This is a genomic window from Actinomadura sp. 9N215 (assembly GCF_044326345.1).
In the GTDB taxonomy this organism is placed as follows: Bacteria; Actinomycetota; Actinomycetes; order Streptosporangiales; family Streptosporangiaceae; genus Spirillospora.
Window position 1 is genome coordinate 61,312 of record NZ_JBIRBA010000007.1, and the last position, 16,488, is coordinate 77,799.

At 64.9% G+C, this 16,488-nt stretch carries 18 protein-coding genes; 16 read left to right on the forward strand and 2 right to left on the reverse strand.

The window, feature by feature from the left end; genetic code table 11:
• Positions 1 to 10 precede the first annotated feature (10 nt).
• The 6 genes from ACH34T_RS13970 (at position 11) to ACH34T_RS13995 (ending at position 6,957) form a co-directional block, all read left to right on the forward strand.
• Positions 11 to 472 (forward strand): hypothetical protein, encoded by a 462-nt coding sequence (locus tag ACH34T_RS13970; RefSeq protein ID WP_395992507.1) that lies wholly within the window; start codon positions 11 to 13, stop codon positions 470 to 472.
• A gap of 276 nt (positions 473 to 748) precedes the next feature.
• The gene (locus ACH34T_RS13975; RefSeq protein ID WP_395992508.1) at positions 749 to 979 is read left to right on the forward strand and encodes a hypothetical protein; all 231 of its coding nucleotides are present in this window, start codon (positions 749 to 751) and stop codon (positions 977 to 979) included.
• Positions 979 to 1,569, forward strand: a complete 591-nt coding sequence (locus tag ACH34T_RS13980; RefSeq protein ID WP_395992748.1) for a DNA cytosine methyltransferase — start codon at positions 979 to 981, stop codon at positions 1,567 to 1,569. The genes ACH34T_RS13975 and ACH34T_RS13980 overlap by 1 nt, the downstream gene beginning before the upstream one ends.
• A gap of 359 nt (positions 1,570 to 1,928) precedes the next feature.
• Positions 1,929 to 2,612: a hypothetical protein gene (locus ACH34T_RS13985; RefSeq protein WP_395992509.1), complete on the forward strand. Its 684-nt coding sequence runs from the start codon at positions 1,929 to 1,931 to the stop codon at positions 2,610 to 2,612.
• Positions 2,613 to 2,988: 376 nt separating this feature from the next.
• A complete protein-coding gene (locus ACH34T_RS13990) occupies positions 2,989 to 5,268 on the forward strand; it encodes a bifunctional DNA primase/polymerase (RefSeq protein WP_395992749.1) in 2,280 nt (759 codons plus the stop codon).
• A 1,518-nt stretch (positions 5,269 to 6,786) separates the two neighbouring features.
• Positions 6,787 to 6,957, forward strand: a complete 171-nt coding sequence (locus ACH34T_RS13995; protein ID WP_395992510.1) for an HNH endonuclease — start codon at positions 6,787 to 6,789, stop codon at positions 6,955 to 6,957.
• Positions 6,958 to 7,343: 386 nt separating this feature from the next.
• On the opposite strand, the gene ACH34T_RS14000 is transcribed toward ACH34T_RS13995, so the two are convergent.
• Together ACH34T_RS14000 and ACH34T_RS14005 are read right to left on the reverse strand one after the other, a co-directional pair.
• The gene (locus ACH34T_RS14000; RefSeq protein WP_395992511.1) at positions 7,344 to 7,484 is read right to left on the reverse strand and encodes a hypothetical protein; all 141 of its coding nucleotides are present in this window, start codon (positions 7,482 to 7,484) and stop codon (positions 7,344 to 7,346) included.
• Between the two features lie 156 nt (positions 7,485 to 7,640).
• A complete protein-coding gene (locus ACH34T_RS14005; RefSeq protein WP_395992512.1) occupies positions 7,641 to 7,844 on the reverse strand; it encodes a hypothetical protein in 204 nt (67 codons plus the stop codon).
• A 159-nt stretch (positions 7,845 to 8,003) separates the two neighbouring features.
• On the opposite strand from ACH34T_RS14005, the gene ACH34T_RS14010 reads away from it, so the two are divergent.
• The 10 genes from ACH34T_RS14010 to ACH34T_RS14055 all read left to right on the forward strand — a co-directional run bounded on the left by ACH34T_RS14010 (position 8,004) and on the right by ACH34T_RS14055 (position 16,474).
• On the forward strand, positions 8,004 to 8,414 hold the full coding sequence (locus ACH34T_RS14010; protein ID WP_395992513.1) for a hypothetical protein: 411 nt from the start codon (positions 8,004 to 8,006) through the stop codon (positions 8,412 to 8,414).
• 42 nt (positions 8,415 to 8,456) lie between these two features.
• Positions 8,457 to 10,061: a hypothetical protein gene (locus tag ACH34T_RS14015; protein WP_395992514.1), complete on the forward strand. Its 1,605-nt coding sequence runs from the start codon at positions 8,457 to 8,459 to the stop codon at positions 10,059 to 10,061.
• 177 nt (positions 10,062 to 10,238) lie between these two features.
• Positions 10,239 to 11,633, forward strand: a complete 1,395-nt coding sequence (locus tag ACH34T_RS14020; protein ID WP_395992515.1) for a phage portal protein — start codon at positions 10,239 to 10,241, stop codon at positions 11,631 to 11,633.
• Between the two features lie 2 nt (positions 11,634 to 11,635).
• Positions 11,636 to 12,616: an HK97 family phage prohead protease gene (locus ACH34T_RS14025; RefSeq protein ID WP_395992516.1), complete on the forward strand. Its 981-nt coding sequence runs from the start codon at positions 11,636 to 11,638 to the stop codon at positions 12,614 to 12,616.
• Positions 12,603 to 14,087 (forward strand): phage major capsid protein, encoded by a 1,485-nt coding sequence (locus ACH34T_RS14030; RefSeq protein ID WP_395992517.1) that lies wholly within the window; start codon positions 12,603 to 12,605, stop codon positions 14,085 to 14,087. Before ACH34T_RS14025 ends, ACH34T_RS14030 begins: the two co-directional genes overlap by 14 nt.
• Positions 14,088 to 14,174: 87 nt before the next feature.
• A complete protein-coding gene (locus tag ACH34T_RS14035) occupies positions 14,175 to 14,444 on the forward strand; it encodes a hypothetical protein (protein WP_395992518.1) in 270 nt (89 codons plus the stop codon).
• A gap of 3 nt (positions 14,445 to 14,447) precedes the next feature.
• Positions 14,448 to 15,080 carry a hypothetical protein gene (locus ACH34T_RS14040; RefSeq protein ID WP_395992519.1) on the forward strand — a complete coding sequence of 211 codons (633 nt, stop codon included), beginning with the start codon at positions 14,448 to 14,450 and terminating at the stop codon, positions 15,078 to 15,080.
• Positions 15,081 to 15,503, forward strand: a complete 423-nt coding sequence (locus ACH34T_RS14045) for a hypothetical protein (RefSeq protein ID WP_395992520.1) — start codon at positions 15,081 to 15,083, stop codon at positions 15,501 to 15,503.
• 47 nt (positions 15,504 to 15,550) lie between these two features.
• Positions 15,551 to 15,736: a hypothetical protein gene (locus ACH34T_RS14050; protein ID WP_395992521.1), complete on the forward strand. Its 186-nt coding sequence runs from the start codon at positions 15,551 to 15,553 to the stop codon at positions 15,734 to 15,736.
• A complete protein-coding gene (locus ACH34T_RS14055) occupies positions 15,737 to 16,474 on the forward strand; it encodes a hypothetical protein (RefSeq protein WP_395992522.1) in 738 nt (245 codons plus the stop codon). It begins immediately after the preceding gene.
• The last annotated feature ends 14 nt before the right edge of the window (positions 16,475 to 16,488 follow it).

Below are 16,488 nucleotides of genomic sequence, written 5' to 3' on the forward strand. Positions count from 1 at the left end.
GACATCCGGCATGACCGACGTTGACGATTTCGCGCCGCCGCCACCCCGCACCAAGATCACTGATTTTGAGGGTGAGCTACTGCTCATCACCGCGACCGAGATCCTGAAAGACATTCCATCCGATTTTTCAAAAGACGGTTCCGGGAAGTGTGATGTGACTGTGGCGGACGTTGTCCGTCTCGGCGACGGCGGGGGCGTCGAGGAATTCGAAGGTCTATGGATCTTCCAGAGCGGGCTACAGGGCCAACTACGGTCGCGCGTCGGCACCGGACGGCGCACGCTCGGACGTCTGATCAAAGGCGCGTCGACCAAGGGCGCGTTTCAGTGGCAGCTAAGCGACCCGAGCGAAAACGACCGGCAACTAGCGCGCCGCTATCTCTCGACGAGCCTCGACCCGCCGTCCGGCAACTCGACGACCCGCCCGCCCGCGCAGCCTGCACAGCCCGCGCCGCGCGAAACCCCGCCGTTCTAAACCGTCCGCTCATCCTCGACCCCACCTCGGGCGGCGGGACCTCGCACCAGCACGTGTCCCGCCGCCCGCCCATCGAAAAGGGAAACCCCGTCAATGAAAGGTCCCCGCCGTGGTCACCGAACGACGCCACGTCATCACCTGCGACAGTCCCGGCTGTCCGGCGCAGATCACCGACGACTCGCAATACCTCGCCCGCAAGAAAGCTCACGATGCCGGATGGACACGCGAACCCGGACTCGACTTGTGTCCCATCCACAGCGCCCCCAGGGTCCCCCAGTGACGTCGAGAACGCGCCGGCTACGGCTGCGGCATATCTACGTCCCGCGGGTCGTCCTGGGCGTCTGCGGCGTCCTCACCGTCGGCGGGGCCGTCGAGGTCGTCACGGGTGAACCGTGGATCGGCGTACTCGACGTGTTCACCGGTGCCGCGCTCGTCGCGACCTGGGCGCACATCGCCCGCACAGAGACGCGCATCTTCCGGCTACTCCACCGCGGGAACCGCGAATGATGCGGCTCGGTTCCCTTTGTTCGGGATACGGCGGCCTAGAAATGGGCGTGTCGATGGTCCTGGACGTGCAAACGGTGTGGGTCGCCGACAACAGCCCGGCGAGTGAACGGATACTCAAACATCATTACCCAGACGTGCCGAACCTCGGGGACATCACCACCATTGACTGGGCCCGCGTGGAACCCGTCGACATCATTTGCGCCGGGTTCCCGTGTCAGGATGTGTCCATGTCCGGGAGCCGCACCGGCCTACGGAAAGGCACCCGCACCGGAATATGGGTGCACGTCGCCGATGCGATCGAAACACTACGGCCAAGTCTGGTCATCCTAGAAAACGTTCGGGGGCTACTCAGTGCGGACGCCGATTGCGACATGGAACCCTGCCCGTGGTGTGTGGGAGACACCGGCGCTAAGTCTGCTGTGCGGGCACTCGGTGCCGTACTCGCAGACCTGGCCCGTATCGGGTTCGATGCGGAATGGAGTTGTGTACGCGCCGCCGATATCGGCACACCTCACCGGCGCGAACGCGTTTTCATACTCGCTTGGCCCCGCGCTACCGACACCCCAGGTTCACGACTCGCACGGATCTAGGAACACAGTCGAGGAACGCGCCCGCGACGGACGACAAATCAACCTCACACATTGGATTCAAAGCCTGGCGCTGTTGCCGACTCCTATCGCCGGTGACGGCCCGGACCGGAAAGCGACCGTCGCGGAACGCCGAGCCCACGGACGGCAGGTCAGTTTGGTGAACTGGGCGCGCAGCATAGAACCGGAACCGGCAATCCTCGACGTGGCCGCCCTACCGATGACTTTGCTTCCCACGCCCCGCACCACCGACGCGCATGGTGCGGGAAAGCACGGGGACGGCGGTGATGATCTAAGAACGTCGATTCTCGACGCGTTCTCGTCCGAGCCAAGCGACGTCGAGAGAAAGGATTAGACAACCGATGGACGATGACGCGCTCATGCCCACCCCGACGTCGCGAGACGGGAAAGGACCGGCGAAACGCCGGAACGGGATCAAACAACTTCCCAACATCGCCCTAGAAGCCGATTCCGCGTCGACAGACGCGCAGTTCCTACCGACACCGCTCGCAACAGACGGCACGCACGGGAGCCCGAACCAGCGCAGTAGCGGCGGGGCTTTCATGCTTCCGTCCCTACTCGCGAACCTCGACGACGTCACGCCCGCGGGCACGGGACTACTCCCTACCCCTATGGCCGATGACGCGAACCACCACACCATTACGCAAGCCCGTCTCGACGCCGGACGGCAGAAACAGCTTTACACCGTGCTCACCGGTCCGAACTCCGTGACGCCGGTGAACTGGGGACGCTACGCGCCCGCGATAGCACGATGGGAACAGATCCACGGACCCGCGCCCGCACCCACCGAACCGGGACGCGACGGAAAAGCCCGTCTCTCTCCGGCTTTCTCCGAATGGATGATGGGTCTACCCGTCGGACACGTCACCAGTGTTCCCGGACTGTCGCGGAACGCGCAACTCACCGCAATCGGAAACGGGGTCGTTCCCCAGCAGGCCGCGCACGCGCTACGGCTCATGCTCCGAGCCGTCAACCCCGTCGCGTTCACACCCTCGACAGAACCGCGAAAGGACAACCCCGCATGATCTGCCGCGATTGCCGAAATCGGAAACATGACGCATGCCCAGGCGGCACCTGGTGCGACTGTCAGCACCGCCCCGCGGCCGAGCCGGCGCAGTCACGCGAACCGGTGAGACTCGACGCCGCCATAGACGAATACCTCCGCGACGCGATAGACAGCGGCACAATCCCGCAGAACGACACCCCGCAATGAAAGGGAACATCAAATACTCACGGGACTACCACTGGACTCGCGCCCCGATCGTATGGAACACGTTCGCGCGCATCGCCGTATGGGCATTCGTCATCGGGTTCATACTCGGCGCCGCTCTCTTCTGAACCCCAACCACCCCGCACGTGAACCGCAAAAGGGGGCGATAGGAAGTGACGACCCTTCCCGACATGGGCGCGGCCGCGCAATGGTACGCGACCCAAGGTGTTCCCGTGCTACCCCTGCACTGGCCAATACCAGTCGGGACCGGCTACCGATGTTCATGCGGAACCCGCGAATGCTCATCCCCGGCGAAACACCCGATCGGGAACCTCACCCCGCATGGACTCGACGACGCCACCACCGACCCGGACCGGATCAACCAATGGTGGACAGCGCACCCTCACGCAAACATCGGACTACGAACCGGGATCGTGTTCGATGCTCTCGACCTCGACGGACCGGCAGGATTCGCCGCCTACAAACAACTCTGCGACGCGCTAGGCGGCGACGTTCACGCTCTCGCCATCGTCCAGACCGGACGCGCGGACGGCGGCCGACAGCACTATCTACAGCCACCCGGCGCCCGGAACTTCACCGGCGGACGTGCAGGAATCCCGCCCGGCATCGACTGTCGCGGAACCGGCGGATACGTGGTCGCCGTACCGTCCCAGCACATCACCGGCGCGCGTTACCAGTGGGTGACCCGATGGGGCGATACCAGCGGCGGACGAGTGTCCTGGAACGACGCGCACGCATGGCTTACCGCTCGACGCGCCACCGGCGACACCCACAACCCGCCAGCGCCGCCCGTCCCCGCAGGCCCAGGGGAAATGTCGTCCTACGCGCTACGCGCGCTCACCGGCGAATGTGACGCCGTCCGGCACACCCCCGAAGGTGCACGCAATGACCAGTTGAACGACAGTGCGTTCGCGATTGGGCAACTCGTCGCGCATGGACTGATCGATGAGGCGACCGCGCGCGGAGCGCTCACCGACGCCGCACGCGCCGCCGGGCTCCCCGCCGGCGAGACTGCGCGAACCATCCAAAGCGGTTTCGCCGGCGGTGCTGAGAAACCCCGTCAAGCGCTCCCCGCCGCCTCGACGTCGACCAGCTCCGCCGCGCCGCGCCGCGCCGACCACGACCAGACAGCGTCCCTCGACGCGCCAGGACCGGCCGTCGACGTCGACCAGGTCGCGCCCGTCGACGCGCCCGCGGACGCACCACCCGACGCGCCCTCGACGTCCCTGGACGCCGCCCAGGACGAGCCCGCACACAACCAGCAGACAGCGCACGCGGGCACGCCCTGGACGTCCCTCGACGCGCACGCGCCGCCCGACGCGCCGCCCGCCCAGGACAACGCCACCCCCGGCGCCGAACCGCCAAACGTCGATCTCGACGCAATCGCGCTCGCACACGAAATCAGGCAACTCCGCATACGCCGCAGAGCGCGACGACACCTCGACGCCGAGGAAGCCGCAAAAGACTTCCCCTGGCCCGCGCACCTCCCCACACTCGCCGATGATCTCGCTCAACCCGACATAGAAACCCCGTACATCATCGACGAAATCATGCCCGCCGGATCAAACGTCCTACTCACCGCGCAATACAAAACCGGGAAAACGACACTCGTCAACGACTGCGCACGCGCCCTAGCCGAGCAAACCCCATTCCTCGACCGATTCGACGTAACCGACCACCCCGGACGCGTCGTCATCTTCAATTACGAAATGGACGTCAACCAATACCGGCGCTGGTGGCGCGACATAGGATGCGCGGCCCCCGACCGCATCACACTCGTCCACCTCCGCGGGATCCGGCTCAACCTGCTAGCGCCCATCACCCAAGAATGGATCTACTCGACGCTACTCGACATGAAATGCGAGACGTGGATCGTTGACCCGTTCGCCCGCGCCTTCACCGGCTGCGGAGACGAAAACAACAACTCCGACGTAGCCGCCGCGCTAGACATCCTCGACGACATCAAAAAACAAGCCGGCGTCGCGAACCTCATACTCGCCACCCACACCGGCCGTGCCGAAGTCGAGGAAGGACGCGAACGCGCACGCGGCGCGACCCGACTCGACGACTGGGCCGACGTCCGATGGATCCTCACCCGCGACGAAACGAACCTCCGGTTTCTCCGCGCCACCGGCCGAGACGTCGAATTCGACGAAACGCGACTCCTCCTCGACGCCGACACCCGGCGACTCAAATGCACAGGCGGCGACCGGAAAACAGAACGGCGACGGCGATTCGAGACCGAGCTACGCGACTTCATATCCGCTAACCCAGGATGCTCGGCGCGCGACATTCACGAAGCGATACCCGGCGACAACACCAAGATCAGCACAACGCGGAAACGGCTAATCGAGGAAGGGTTCATCCAGATCAAGCGCGACGAAAAGACCAGCACACAACAGCACTTCATCACCGTCCGCGGCGCGTCGCGCCCCGACACCAACGACTAGCCGTTCTGCCGTTCTGGCCCGTTCTGGCCCGTTCTTGAGAACAGGCAGAACGGGGGGCGTTCTGGCCGTTCTGCCCCGTTCTGCACACTCGCAGAGGGGGGCGTTCTCCCCTATATAGGAGAACGCCCCCTCAGAGCGCCCCCCCGTTCTCCACACAACCAGAACCAGAACACCCACCCGTCAGGAGGTCACCCGAGCATGACCACAACCGCCGACCCCCACACCCGCGAACGCCTCACATGGGACGTCGAGGAACTCACCAACCCCGGCGGACTAATCGACCAACTCACCGCCCTACTAACCGCACAACCCTCCACCCTCGACACAAACACCCAACACAAAAACACATTCGCACCCCCCATCCCCTGGCACCCAGAAGCCGGGCAAATACTCATGACAATCCACGCCGGAGCCCGCGAACTAGAAAACGAAATGCGCTACCGACTCACCGGAACAACCCGCCCCCGCGGAGGATCCGACAAAAACACCCGCAACGCCCTCAACCACATAACCCAACTCGCCTACGCACTACCCGCCCCCGACGTCGAGAACGCCGCCCACCTGGTCAGCCGATGGGTAACAGCAGCCCGCCAAATCCGCGACATCGACCACACCGACCGATGGGTCCCACTACCCCGCACCCCAGGGCACTACCCGCCCCCGTGCCCCTACTGCGACACCTACGCCCTACGCATGAGCAGACGCGCCGGTGAAGTCCGATGCATCAACCCCGAATGCGCAGACGCACGCGGCCGCCGCCCTATCGCACGCATGGCGCACGGGCCCCTATCCGGAGACGCATACCTCGCATTCGCCGACGGACGAGAAGTCACCTACCAATGATTAACCTATGGACCCTCGACGACGCCACCGCGCTACTGGACCCACCCATGACCACCACCGAAATACGCCGCATGATCCAGCTCTTTCACATCCCACCCCGCGGAACACTCCGGCCCGGATACACGTCCGGACGCCCACCCCGCACATACGCCGCCAAAGACCTACTCGACATCCACGCAATCGTCATCAACGAAAGAACCCGACTCAACCCCGAGGCTGCGACTTGCGAACACGATTCTGACCCGTAATTATGTGCCTGACGCTTCATGCCCAAATACATCCGGCCCGCCGCTGAACACTCGGACCCAGCGGCGGGCCGGCGCACGTTCCGGGCGGGGCACCGGAAGACCGGGGCCCTAGGGGTTGGGGGCACCCGCCCGGCCCCGCCCGGAACATCACTCCATAAGCGCACACAACCGCGACACAACCGCGAACGACACCCGACGCGCACACCCACAACAGCAGCGAACGCACCACGCTTAGACGCGCTCTCACAGCCCCGACCGGTAAGGGCATGGGAGGTAACCCCTCATGGCCCCGCGTCCCTGTCTCACATGCGGACGACCAATCACCGGTAACGCACGCTGCGACCCGTGCCGACGCCAACACGACCGACCCCGCTACAACCGGCGCGGCACCACCAAACAACGCGGACTATCCGGCCAACACGCGGCAATGTCACGCGCATACAAACGAGCCGAATCCGAATGCGTCCACTGTGGCGCCACCGGAACCGCAGACAACCCGATCACGGCCGGACATATCATCGCCCGCCACAAGGGCGGCTCGAATAGCCCGGACAACTATCGGCCCGAGTGTCGACGCTGCAACAGCGCGCGGCACTGACGCGCATGGCCTTGACGATCGTCAACGAGCGGACGGGGTAGGGGCGCAGCCGGGGGGCGGGGCCGAGTCGAGGAATCGGCGGGGCCAGATGACCCCGCCGCAACCTTTCTCGCAACGTCGACGCATCGCAGGCCGGGGCCTGTGGGGGGTGACCGGCGCCGCTCGTCGACGAGCCGTCCGACGAGCGGCGGGGCGAACGTCGGACGAGCGGGGGCCGACTCGACGAGCGTCCGGGGGTGACTGCACTCGAAACCCGTCCGCCCCCCACAGGTGCGGACGTCTCGACGTGCACAGCGACGTCTAGACGCGCGTCGAGGACCAAAAGAGAGTCCCCGTCTCCCTGAGGCTGGGAAACGGGGACTCGCTTGGTCGTCTTTCCGGGGGGATTACGCCCAGGTCGGCGGATTTTCGAGGTCGCCTTTAACGACCAACCATCCGGTAGAGGTGCGCTTCGTCCATTCCTGATTCTGGGGGTCGAATCGCCATCCGTTGACGACGGCGAATTCTTCGGGGTTGTCGTGGTTCATGTCGCGTCTCTCCCTGGTGGTGTAACTACACTCTATGCGGCGAGACAAGACGCGCCAAGCGAAGCGAACGACCGAAACATAATCGTGGCTCGCACATATTCCTAGACGTCTCGACGTCGGACAGCGGCTCGCCCCGTCGAGGGCGCGCAGCGTTCCCTAGTCGTTCAGATCAAGCACGGTCACGCGGTCGACGTTGCTGCATTCGGCGATGGTGTCGGGATCGGGCGACCACGCGCACGGAATGACCTCGACGCCCAGGCGGGCAAGCGTCGCGCGCACTTCGGCCGTGATTCGCTCGGATGACGTTCCGGTCGGGTCGACGGTAACAACGATGGTCGTCGCTTCGGTGCTCTTGTCCATGACGTCGACGCTCTCAACCGGTGTGCGGGGTGCCAACAGCCGGCATGTATCGCTCTCGCCTCGGTTGCTCTCAGGCTTGGCCCGGCGCGCGTCCGTCGAGGACGTGTCGACGTCGGCCAGGTCGCGTCCCGCGCTACTCCGTTCAAGTGGTGATGCACGATGCCCACACCCCCGAAATGGGATCCTGCGCGCGGTAAGCAGGCCGGCCGCGGACCGCTGCGACTTCCCGCGGAAGGACGGTCCGGCGGCGCGCCCGCATGGCCCCTGGACGGCAAACCGACGCGTCGGGAAGTCGTCGCATGGCGTGCGCTGTGGACCCTCCCGCAGGCGGTGGCCTGGGAGCGGTTCGGATGGACGCGCGGTGTTGCTCGCTACTGCCGGCACATGGTGCGCGCTGAATCGGTCGACGCGTCCCCGGCCCTGCTGGCGCAAGTCGTCGCTATGGAAGACCGGCTAGGACTCAACCCGAAAAGCATGCGGCTACTGCTCTGGGAAGTCGCACCGGCCGAGCCCGAGCAGACGGCGGCCGAATCGGTGACCGATATCCGTAAGCGAATCAAGGCGGTCTAGGAATCCTTCCGCGTCGTCGACGCTCGGGAGTGTGATTGCCCGATGCCCTGGCGTGGTCCATCCGAGCCCGGCGAATATCCCACGCTCGGCTATCTGGTCGGTGAATGGATAGAAGCGCATTGCGTCGTTCCGGACGGCTACCGGCGCGGTGAACCGTTCCGTCTCACTGACGAAATGTGGCGTTTCCTACTTCGCTATTACCGCGTCCTCGACGATGCCGCCCCGTGGCCTGCGGCGGATTCGATGGCGTTCTACGGCGGCCAGTTGAGACGCGCGCAGAAATGGGGAAAGGACCCGTTCGGCGCGTCCATATTGTGGGCTGAGGCTCTCGGGCCGACGCGCTTTGCGGGGTGGGACGCGTCGGGCGAACCGGTCGGGGCACCGTATCCGACGCCGCTGATTGCCTGTCTCGGGACGTCGGAGGAACAGACTGACAACACGTGGCGGCCGCTGTTGTCGATGGCGCGTAACGGGCCGCTCGGGAACGTCACGGGCCTGGATATCGGCGAGACGAGATGCATCCTGCCCGGCGGCGGGAAGATCGAACCGGTTTCGTGTTCGGCGCGTGCGCGACTCGGCGCGCCCATGACGATGGCCACGATTACCGAATCCCACCTTTTCACGCTGCAAGGCGGGTTCCGCAGAGTCGCGGGCGCGGTAAAACGCAACATCGCCGGAATGGACGGCAGATGGTTGGAACTGACGAATGCGTGGGATCCCGTCGAGGGCTCCGAAGCACAGATCACCGCCGAGTCCGGTAACCCGCGGGTGCTCGTCGACACAATCGAGCCCCACCGTGTCGAGTCCCTCGACGACACCGAGGCCGTTTACCGGGAACTCTTGCGCCAATACGGCGACTCGTCGAGGGAAAAAGGCGGCTGGGTGAACGTCACCGGCCGCATCATGCATGAGGTCCGGTCAACGATCCATCTGGAGTCCGACCGGCGCCGCTTCTTTCTCAATGAAATCGTCGTCGGGCAAAGTACCTTTATAGCGCCGGAACGGTGGGCAATCGCCGCGCGCCCGGATGAGCCGCTGGAACCGGATACGGCGATAGCGCTCGGATTCGACGGCAGCAAGAAACGCGACGCAACTTCGTTGGTCGCGTCGAGACTCTCCGACCGGCGACTGTTCATGATCCGGACATGGGAACGCCCGGACGGCGCCGACGCTGATTGGCGGGTGCCGACCGCCGAGGTTGACACGGTCGTGCGGGAAGTGTTCGCGGCCTATCGCGTCGCGTGCATGTTCGCCGACCCGTTCCGGTGGCAGGACTATCTAGACCTTTGGGCGGCGACGTTTCCCGGTCGGGTACTGGAGTTCCCCACCAACCAAGAAATCCGCATGGACGCCGCCATAGAACGCTTTTCAACGGCGCTCGCAAACGGCGACATCACGCACGACGATGACGAGCTACTCGGGCGGCACATCCGTAACGCCGTGGTCGTCAAAGGCGGCCGCAGGAAACCGCGACCTGGGGAAGACGAGACCCTCGCGACCCATTACCTGAAGCTGGCGAAGCGGGGTGACGGCATGTGGATTGACGCCGCCGTAGCGGCCGTTCTGGCTCATGCTGCGGGCTCCCATGCAATCGAGCGGGGTCTAGACGATTCCCACTCGTCGGCACCGTGGGCGGTGTTCGCCTAAGTGCCCCGTCCGCGCCGGCCGTCGAGGGTGGTGCGTGCACTGACCGGATACGCCGCCGGGTGCTGCGCAATCGTCGCCGGCGTCGCTATCGAGTGGGGAACAGCCGCCGCGCTCATGCTCGGGGGCGCGGTCGCCGCCGTGTCGTTTCTATTGCTGGGAGACGTAGGGGGCGAATAGATGAACCTCCTACGGCGGGCAATGTCACGCGGCCCGGCACGGTCGATTCAGACCATTGACGACTACGCCGCCGCCCTCGACGCGTTCTCATTCAACGGCAACGTCTATCCGTTCGGCGTGACACAGCAGACGCTTAACGGCGAGACAGAGCGCGTCACGCAAACCCTGAACGGGTACGCGTCCCAAGCGTTCGGGGCCAACAGCGTGGTTTTCGCGTGCATGAGCGTCCGCATGCTGGTGTTCGCCGCCGCGCGTTTCCAGTATCAGCGATTCAGTCTCGGCCGCCCGTCCGAGCTATTCGGCACCGAGACACTCCGGATTCTGGAGGCGCCCTGGCCCGGCGGCACGACACAGGACCTTTTGTCGCGCATGATCCAGGACGCCGACCTTACCGGCAATTCGTATTGGACACTTGCGGACAATGAACTAGTCCGGCTGCGCCCGGACTGGGTCGGGATCGTTCTAGAACCGCGTCGCATCGGTGGCGGGCATGTCGGATTCCGGCGCATCGGATACACCTATACCGAGGGCGGTCCGGGATCCGGCGCCGAACCCACTCTCTTTCGCGCAAAGGACGTCGCGCATTTCGCGCCGCTGGCTGATCCACTCGCGACGTACCGCGGGATGAGCTGGCTCACGCCCATTATCCGCGACGTCATCAATGACGGGCTAATGGCCCGCCACAAGGGGAAGTTTTTCGAGAACGGCGCGACCCCTAACATGATCGTCTCTTTCAAAGAGACGGTCACCAAGCAACAGTTTAAAGAATTCATTGAGGCGACCGAGGACGCGCATAGGGGCGTCAACAACGCGTACAAAACCCTGTATCTCGGGGGCGGCGCAGATGTTGAGGTCGTCGGGAACTCTTTCGAGCAAATGAGTTTTTCGTCGGTGCAAGGTCACGGCGAAACGCGGATTGCGGCGGCCGCCGGTGTGCCCCCGGTAATCGTCGGATTGTCCGAAGGTCTCCAGGCCGCCACGTATTCCAACTACGCGCAGGCTCGTCGACGTTTCGCCGACGGCACGGCGCATCCCCTTTGGGGCAATGCCGCCGGAAGTCTGTCAACGCTCATGCCGGTGCCAACCGGTTCGCGCTTGTGGTACGACGCACGCGATATCCCATTTCTGCGGGAAGACCGGCGGGACGCCGCTGATATCGCCAGCGTCAAGGCGCAGACGGTGCGCACCTACATAGACGCCGGTTTCGACGCTGACGCCGCCATACGCGCGACGGAATCGGAAGACCTGTCGCTACTGCTGGGCTCCCATTCCGGGCTGTTCAGCGTCCAGCTACAGCCCCCGGTAACGGTCGCCGCGCCCGACACCTCGACTGATGACGCGGACCCGTCCAGCGACGACGCGCCGGCCGACGACTCCACCGAATCGGGGGACTAGCCATGGTGCCGAGAGACAATGTCGTTCGGACGATTGCGTTCCGTGCGGTCGACAATCCCGACGACGCGCCCGGCGACGGGCTCACACTGGAGGGCTACGCCGCCGTCTGGGATTCGCCCACCCTGATTGACTCATGGGAAGGCACGTTCAACGAACGTATCCGCCGGGGCGCTTTCAGAAAGTCGATCCGCGAACGCACCCCGCGAATGCAGTTCGACCACGGGCGGCACCCTCTCATCGGCTCCATTCCCATCGGGACAATTGACACGCTCCGCGAGGACGACGCCGGACTGTGGACGGCCGCGCGACTCTCCGACAATTGGCTGATCCAGCCGGTGAGAGACGCAATCGCGGACGGCGCGATTGACGGAATGTCTTTTAGATTTACCGTCATCCGGGAAGAATGGCGGGACACGAACGGGAAACTCGTCAAGCCTGACGAGCTAGACGCGCTTCTCTGGTCGCCGGGTGAACGCGGGCCGCTAGAGCGCACCCTCATTGAATTGCGCGTCCATGAACTTGGCCCGGTTGTATGGCCCGCCTATGATTCGACGACTGTAGGCGTAAGAGCCCGCGATATGGCGGCGACGATCCAGCAGGACGACGCGCTACGCCGCAAGGTCCGGGAAAGTCTCGCCCACACGAACGCAACACTTGGCGACCTCGACGACCCCGCGTTTCGGCGAGAGGTCGCGACCGCGGTTCTCATGGAACCGCCGGCGCATGCGGCTGGTGACCGCATTCCCGCCGATGACGTTTCCTCCCCGGAGGATCCGCCGACCACCGACGACGAGAACAATCGCGACGCGCCGCCCGAGCAAGGGCACCCGTCGAGCAATACCGACGCGCCGCCCGAGCAAGGGCACCCGCCGGCAATGTCTGTAAGTCGACTCAATCCGGAACGCATTCGGCGTGACGCCGCTATGCGCGCCGAATACTTGAGTCTCATTGTCAAGGGGAGTGCGCGCTATGAGCGCGAATGACGGTCGAAAGTCGACCGAGTACAGCCACAAGCAAGCGCTGAATAGGATGCGCGATATTCAGGACGAAATCGAGCGCATCGGCGGTAAGGAATCCCTGAACGGCGAGGACGAAACCCACTGGGTGGAACTCGTCCGCGAATTCGAGGAACTCGACGGGCACCGCAAGAATCTCGAACGGGCGTCCGATATTGCGCGTGTCCGCGCCGCTCTCGACTCGCCGCACGGTGCTGTTGAGCGCGGAACGTCGGTGAATCCCGACGACGGATACGACCTGGACCCGATTCTCAATCCGGATTCCGTCGAGGATTGCCGTTTCCGCAATCCGTGGGACCTTTCCGAGGTTCGGACGTTCTCCCGCTCAAAGCCGGAGGTCGCGGCGGAGTTCCGCGCCCGCGCTATCTCGGCGATTGAGAAGATGGGAGCCGCATCGGATTCCGTCCGTGAGGCGGGAACGAGCATCATCGAATCTTGGGACGACGGTGATTCCCGGATTGCTCGTCTCTGCCTGGCTACGTCATCGCCGGAATATCTGCGCGCGTGGAGCAAGTGCGCATCCGGGCGCGGGCACATGATCTCGACCGAGGAACAGCGCGCACTAGAACGCGCAATGTCCCTGACGGATGCACAGGGCGGGTATCTGGTTCCTTTCCAGCTTGACCCGACCGTGATCATTTCGGCGGATGGATCACGCAACCAGATTCGCCAGGTAGCGCGCCAGGTTATCGCGACCGGCGACCTCTGGAACGGAGTTTCCAGCGGGGCCGTTTCGTGGTCCTGGGACGCCGAAGCGACCGAGGTTAGCGACGACGCGCCCACGTTCGCGCAGCCGTCCATTCCCGTGCACAAGGCGGCCGGATTCATCCCCATTTCCATTGAGGCGCTGGAGGATGAGGCCAACGTGACCGCGGAGGTTGCGCGACTGCTGGCTTTCGGGCGTGACGTCCTAGAGGCGGAAGCATTCACGACCGGTAGCGGTGCGGGACAGCCGACCGGCATTGTTACGGCGCTCACCGGAACGCCGAGCGTCGTCACCTCGACGACCACTGACGTTTTCGCCGCCGCCGACATCTACAAACTCGACGCCGCACTACCGGCCCGGTATCGCGCGTCGTCGGCATGGCTCGGCAATCGCAGTATCTACAATCTCGTCCGCCAATTCGACACCCAGGGCGGCGCGCAGATGTGGGAACGCATCGGCGCCGACGTGCCGCCGCAACTCCTCGGCCGTCCCGCGCTGGAGGCGGAAGACATGGCGGGTTCGGTCACGGCGACCGCCGAGAACTACCTACTCGTATACGGCGACTTCAATAACTACGTCATCGCCGATCGGGTGGGAATGCAGATCGAATTCATTCCGCATCTGGTCGGAACCAACAGACGCCCGACCGGACAGCGCGGTTGGTACGCCTATTACCGAGTCGGCGCGGACACCGTCAATGACGGCGGCCTGCGCATGCTGAACGTCACCTAATCCCCCGGCTCGGCATTCCGGAACAGAAAGGGAACCCGGCACATCCCCGCGGGTTCCCTTTCTGCCGTCCGGCAGGAGGTATGTCAAATGAGCGTCAAACGATGCAAGTCCGCGTTCACCGTCTGGACGGCCGAAGGTGTGCCGCGCGTCGTCGCCGGCGGCGACCTGGTGGACGATGACGACCCGATTTACCGGGGACGCGAACACTTCTTTGAGGACGCGTCGGAGTACGTCGCGGCGCGCGTCGAGAAGGCGGCGGACGTCGAGGACGCCACCGCCGCGCCGGGTGAGCGTCGCGAGGTCACCGCCCCCCGTCGCGGACGCCCGCCTAAGAACCGCTCGGGCGATGGCCGGTGACGTATGCCGCTTGGCGATCCCTACGCGACCGTTGAAGCGCTGAAAGCGCGGCTCGGCATCGCTGAGACCGACACCGGCGACGACACCCGCCTAGCCCAGGCCCTGAACGCGGCGTCGAGGGGAATCGAGCACTGTACGGCCCGGCAATTTCACGATGCGGGCGCAGCCTCGGCGCGCACGTTCCCGGTCGACTCGCCGTATCGCGCTGATCTCGACGACCTGTCGACGGCGGATGGCCTGCTCGTCGAGGTCGACCGGACGCGCAACGGCACCTACGCCGAGACCTGGACGAGCGCCGACTACGAACTAGCGCCCGCGGGCGGCGTGGTCGAGGGCGTACCCGGCTGGCCGTTCATCCAGATCAACGCCGTAGGCGCCCGGACGTTCCCCTACTGCGCCGGTGAACGCGCGTCGGCGCGTCCAGCTCTGCGCGTGACGGGACGGTGGGGATGGTCGACCGTGCCCGCGCCCATAGCGGAAGCCTGCCTCATCGTCGCCGCCGAGATCTACAAGCTGAGAGACGCGCCGTTCGGCGTCGCAGGATTCGGCGAGTGGGGCATGATCCGCGTCCGGCAAAACCCCATCGCTGCGGCGATGATCTCGCCGTATGAGCGTTACCGGGTGCTGGTCGGGTAAATGGCCGCGCCGACCGTCCTCGACGTCATGCGGGGACTACAGGGCCGCCTAAGCACCATTCCCGGTCTACGCGTGTCGAGTATCGCGCCCGATCAGATCACCCCGCCCCAGGCAATCATCGGGGTTCCTCCTATCGAGTCGTATCACGCGACGATGCGACGCGGACGCGCGACCTATGAGCCGACCGTTTACGTCCTCGTCAGCGCCGCGCTTGACCGCATCGGGCAGGAAAAGCTAGCCGGCTACGCCGACCCCACCGGCCCGGAATCCCTCATCACCGCCATTTACGGCGACCGCACGCTAGGCGGCATCGCAGAGGACTGCATCGTCCGGTCATTCCGTCCCCTCGGCGTCGAGGAGGTCGGCCAGATCGGCTATTACGGCGGCGCCTGGGAACTCACCGTCATCACCGCCGGATCCTGACCCGCCCCTTTCTTGGCCCTTTGTCGACAACATCTGGGGGTTGTGCTGTGCAGAAATATCGAGTGATCGGCCCGTGCGAAGTCGCGGGCGTCGCACCCGGCGGAACCGTCACCAGTGACGCACTGGAAAAGGCGGGCGCGATTGTCGAGCCGCTTCTAGGGGTTCACCTGGAGGAACAGCACGACGAGCCCCGCGCGCCGCTAAAGAAGACGGCGGCGAAGGACGGCGGCTAAATGGCGACGCTGATTCTCACCGACGTTACGACGATGGTCGCCGGTCACGACTTCACCACCGACACGAACGAAGCATCGCTATCGGTCGACGTCGACGACCAGGAGAACACGACATTCGGAACGAACGGATTCCGGTCACGGGTGGGCGGGCTCCGAAGCGTCGAGGCCGAGATTTCCGGCTATTGGCAGTCTGCGGAATCCGCCGCCGTCGACCCGCAGGTTTTCAACAACCTCGGTTCGCGTGACGAGGTCGTGACCGTCGCGCCGACCGGCGAGGCCGGATCACCGGCCTACTTTTTCCAGGCGGGCCGGTTCTCGTATGAGATCTTCGGCGATATCGGCGACGTCGCGCCGTTCACGGTTTCGATGATGTCGACCAGCGCCGCCGGCCTGGTCCGCGGAAAGGTCGCCCAGCCCCGCGGAAACGTTTCGGCGGTCGGTCCGGTCGGCTCGGGCGTCACCGGGCTTACGCCGACCGGTGACGTGCCCGCCGGGCGATTTCTGTATGTCGCCGTTCACGTCCTGGACGCTGGCGCGTCCATCACGCTCGCCGTCGAGGGCGACACCTCGGGCGCGTTTCCGGCGCCCGTAGCGCTGGCGAGTATCGGGCCGCTTACCGCGACCGGCGGTGTCTGGATGACGCGACTAGCGGGCCCGATCAGCAGCACCCATTACCGGATCAACGCGACCGCGGTTAGCGGAACGTTCTCGGTCGCGGCCGCAATCGGCGTCGCGTAGGACACGCGACGTTT

Excerpts from the sequence above, each read along its gene's own strand:
- ACH34T_RS13970 (WP_395992507.1), top strand. The coding sequence starts at position 11 with ATGACCGACGTTGACGATTTCGCGCCGCCGCCACCCCGCACCAAGATC.
- ACH34T_RS13980 (WP_395992748.1), top strand. The coding sequence starts at position 979 with ATGCGGCTCGGTTCCCTTTGTTCGGGATACGGCGGCCTAGAAATGGGC.
- ACH34T_RS13985 (WP_395992509.1), top strand. The coding sequence starts at position 1,929 with ATGGACGATGACGCGCTCATGCCCACCCCGACGTCGCGAGACGGGAAA.
- ACH34T_RS13990 (WP_395992749.1), top strand. The coding sequence starts at position 2,989 with ATGGGCGCGGCCGCGCAATGGTACGCGACCCAAGGTGTTCCCGTGCTA.
- ACH34T_RS13995 (WP_395992510.1), top strand. The coding sequence starts at position 6,787 with ATGTCACGCGCATACAAACGAGCCGAATCCGAATGCGTCCACTGTGGC.
- ACH34T_RS14000 (WP_395992511.1), bottom strand. The coding sequence starts at position 7,484 with ATGAACCACGACAACCCCGAAGAATTCGCCGTCGTCAACGGATGGCGA.
- ACH34T_RS14005 (WP_395992512.1), bottom strand. The coding sequence starts at position 7,844 with ATGGACAAGAGCACCGAAGCGACGACCATCGTTGTTACCGTCGACCCG.
- ACH34T_RS14010 (WP_395992513.1), top strand. The coding sequence starts at position 8,004 with ATGCCCACACCCCCGAAATGGGATCCTGCGCGCGGTAAGCAGGCCGGC.
- ACH34T_RS14015 (WP_395992514.1), top strand. The coding sequence starts at position 8,457 with ATGCCCTGGCGTGGTCCATCCGAGCCCGGCGAATATCCCACGCTCGGC.
- ACH34T_RS14020 (WP_395992515.1), top strand. The coding sequence starts at position 10,239 with ATGAACCTCCTACGGCGGGCAATGTCACGCGGCCCGGCACGGTCGATT.
- ACH34T_RS14025 (WP_395992516.1), top strand. The coding sequence starts at position 11,636 with ATGGTGCCGAGAGACAATGTCGTTCGGACGATTGCGTTCCGTGCGGTC.
- ACH34T_RS14030 (WP_395992517.1), top strand. The coding sequence starts at position 12,603 with ATGAGCGCGAATGACGGTCGAAAGTCGACCGAGTACAGCCACAAGCAA.
- ACH34T_RS14035 (WP_395992518.1), top strand. The coding sequence starts at position 14,175 with ATGAGCGTCAAACGATGCAAGTCCGCGTTCACCGTCTGGACGGCCGAA.
- ACH34T_RS14040 (WP_395992519.1), top strand. The coding sequence starts at position 14,448 with ATGCCGCTTGGCGATCCCTACGCGACCGTTGAAGCGCTGAAAGCGCGG.
- ACH34T_RS14045 (WP_395992520.1), top strand. The coding sequence starts at position 15,081 with ATGGCCGCGCCGACCGTCCTCGACGTCATGCGGGGACTACAGGGCCGC.
- ACH34T_RS14055 (WP_395992522.1), top strand. The coding sequence starts at position 15,737 with ATGGCGACGCTGATTCTCACCGACGTTACGACGATGGTCGCCGGTCAC.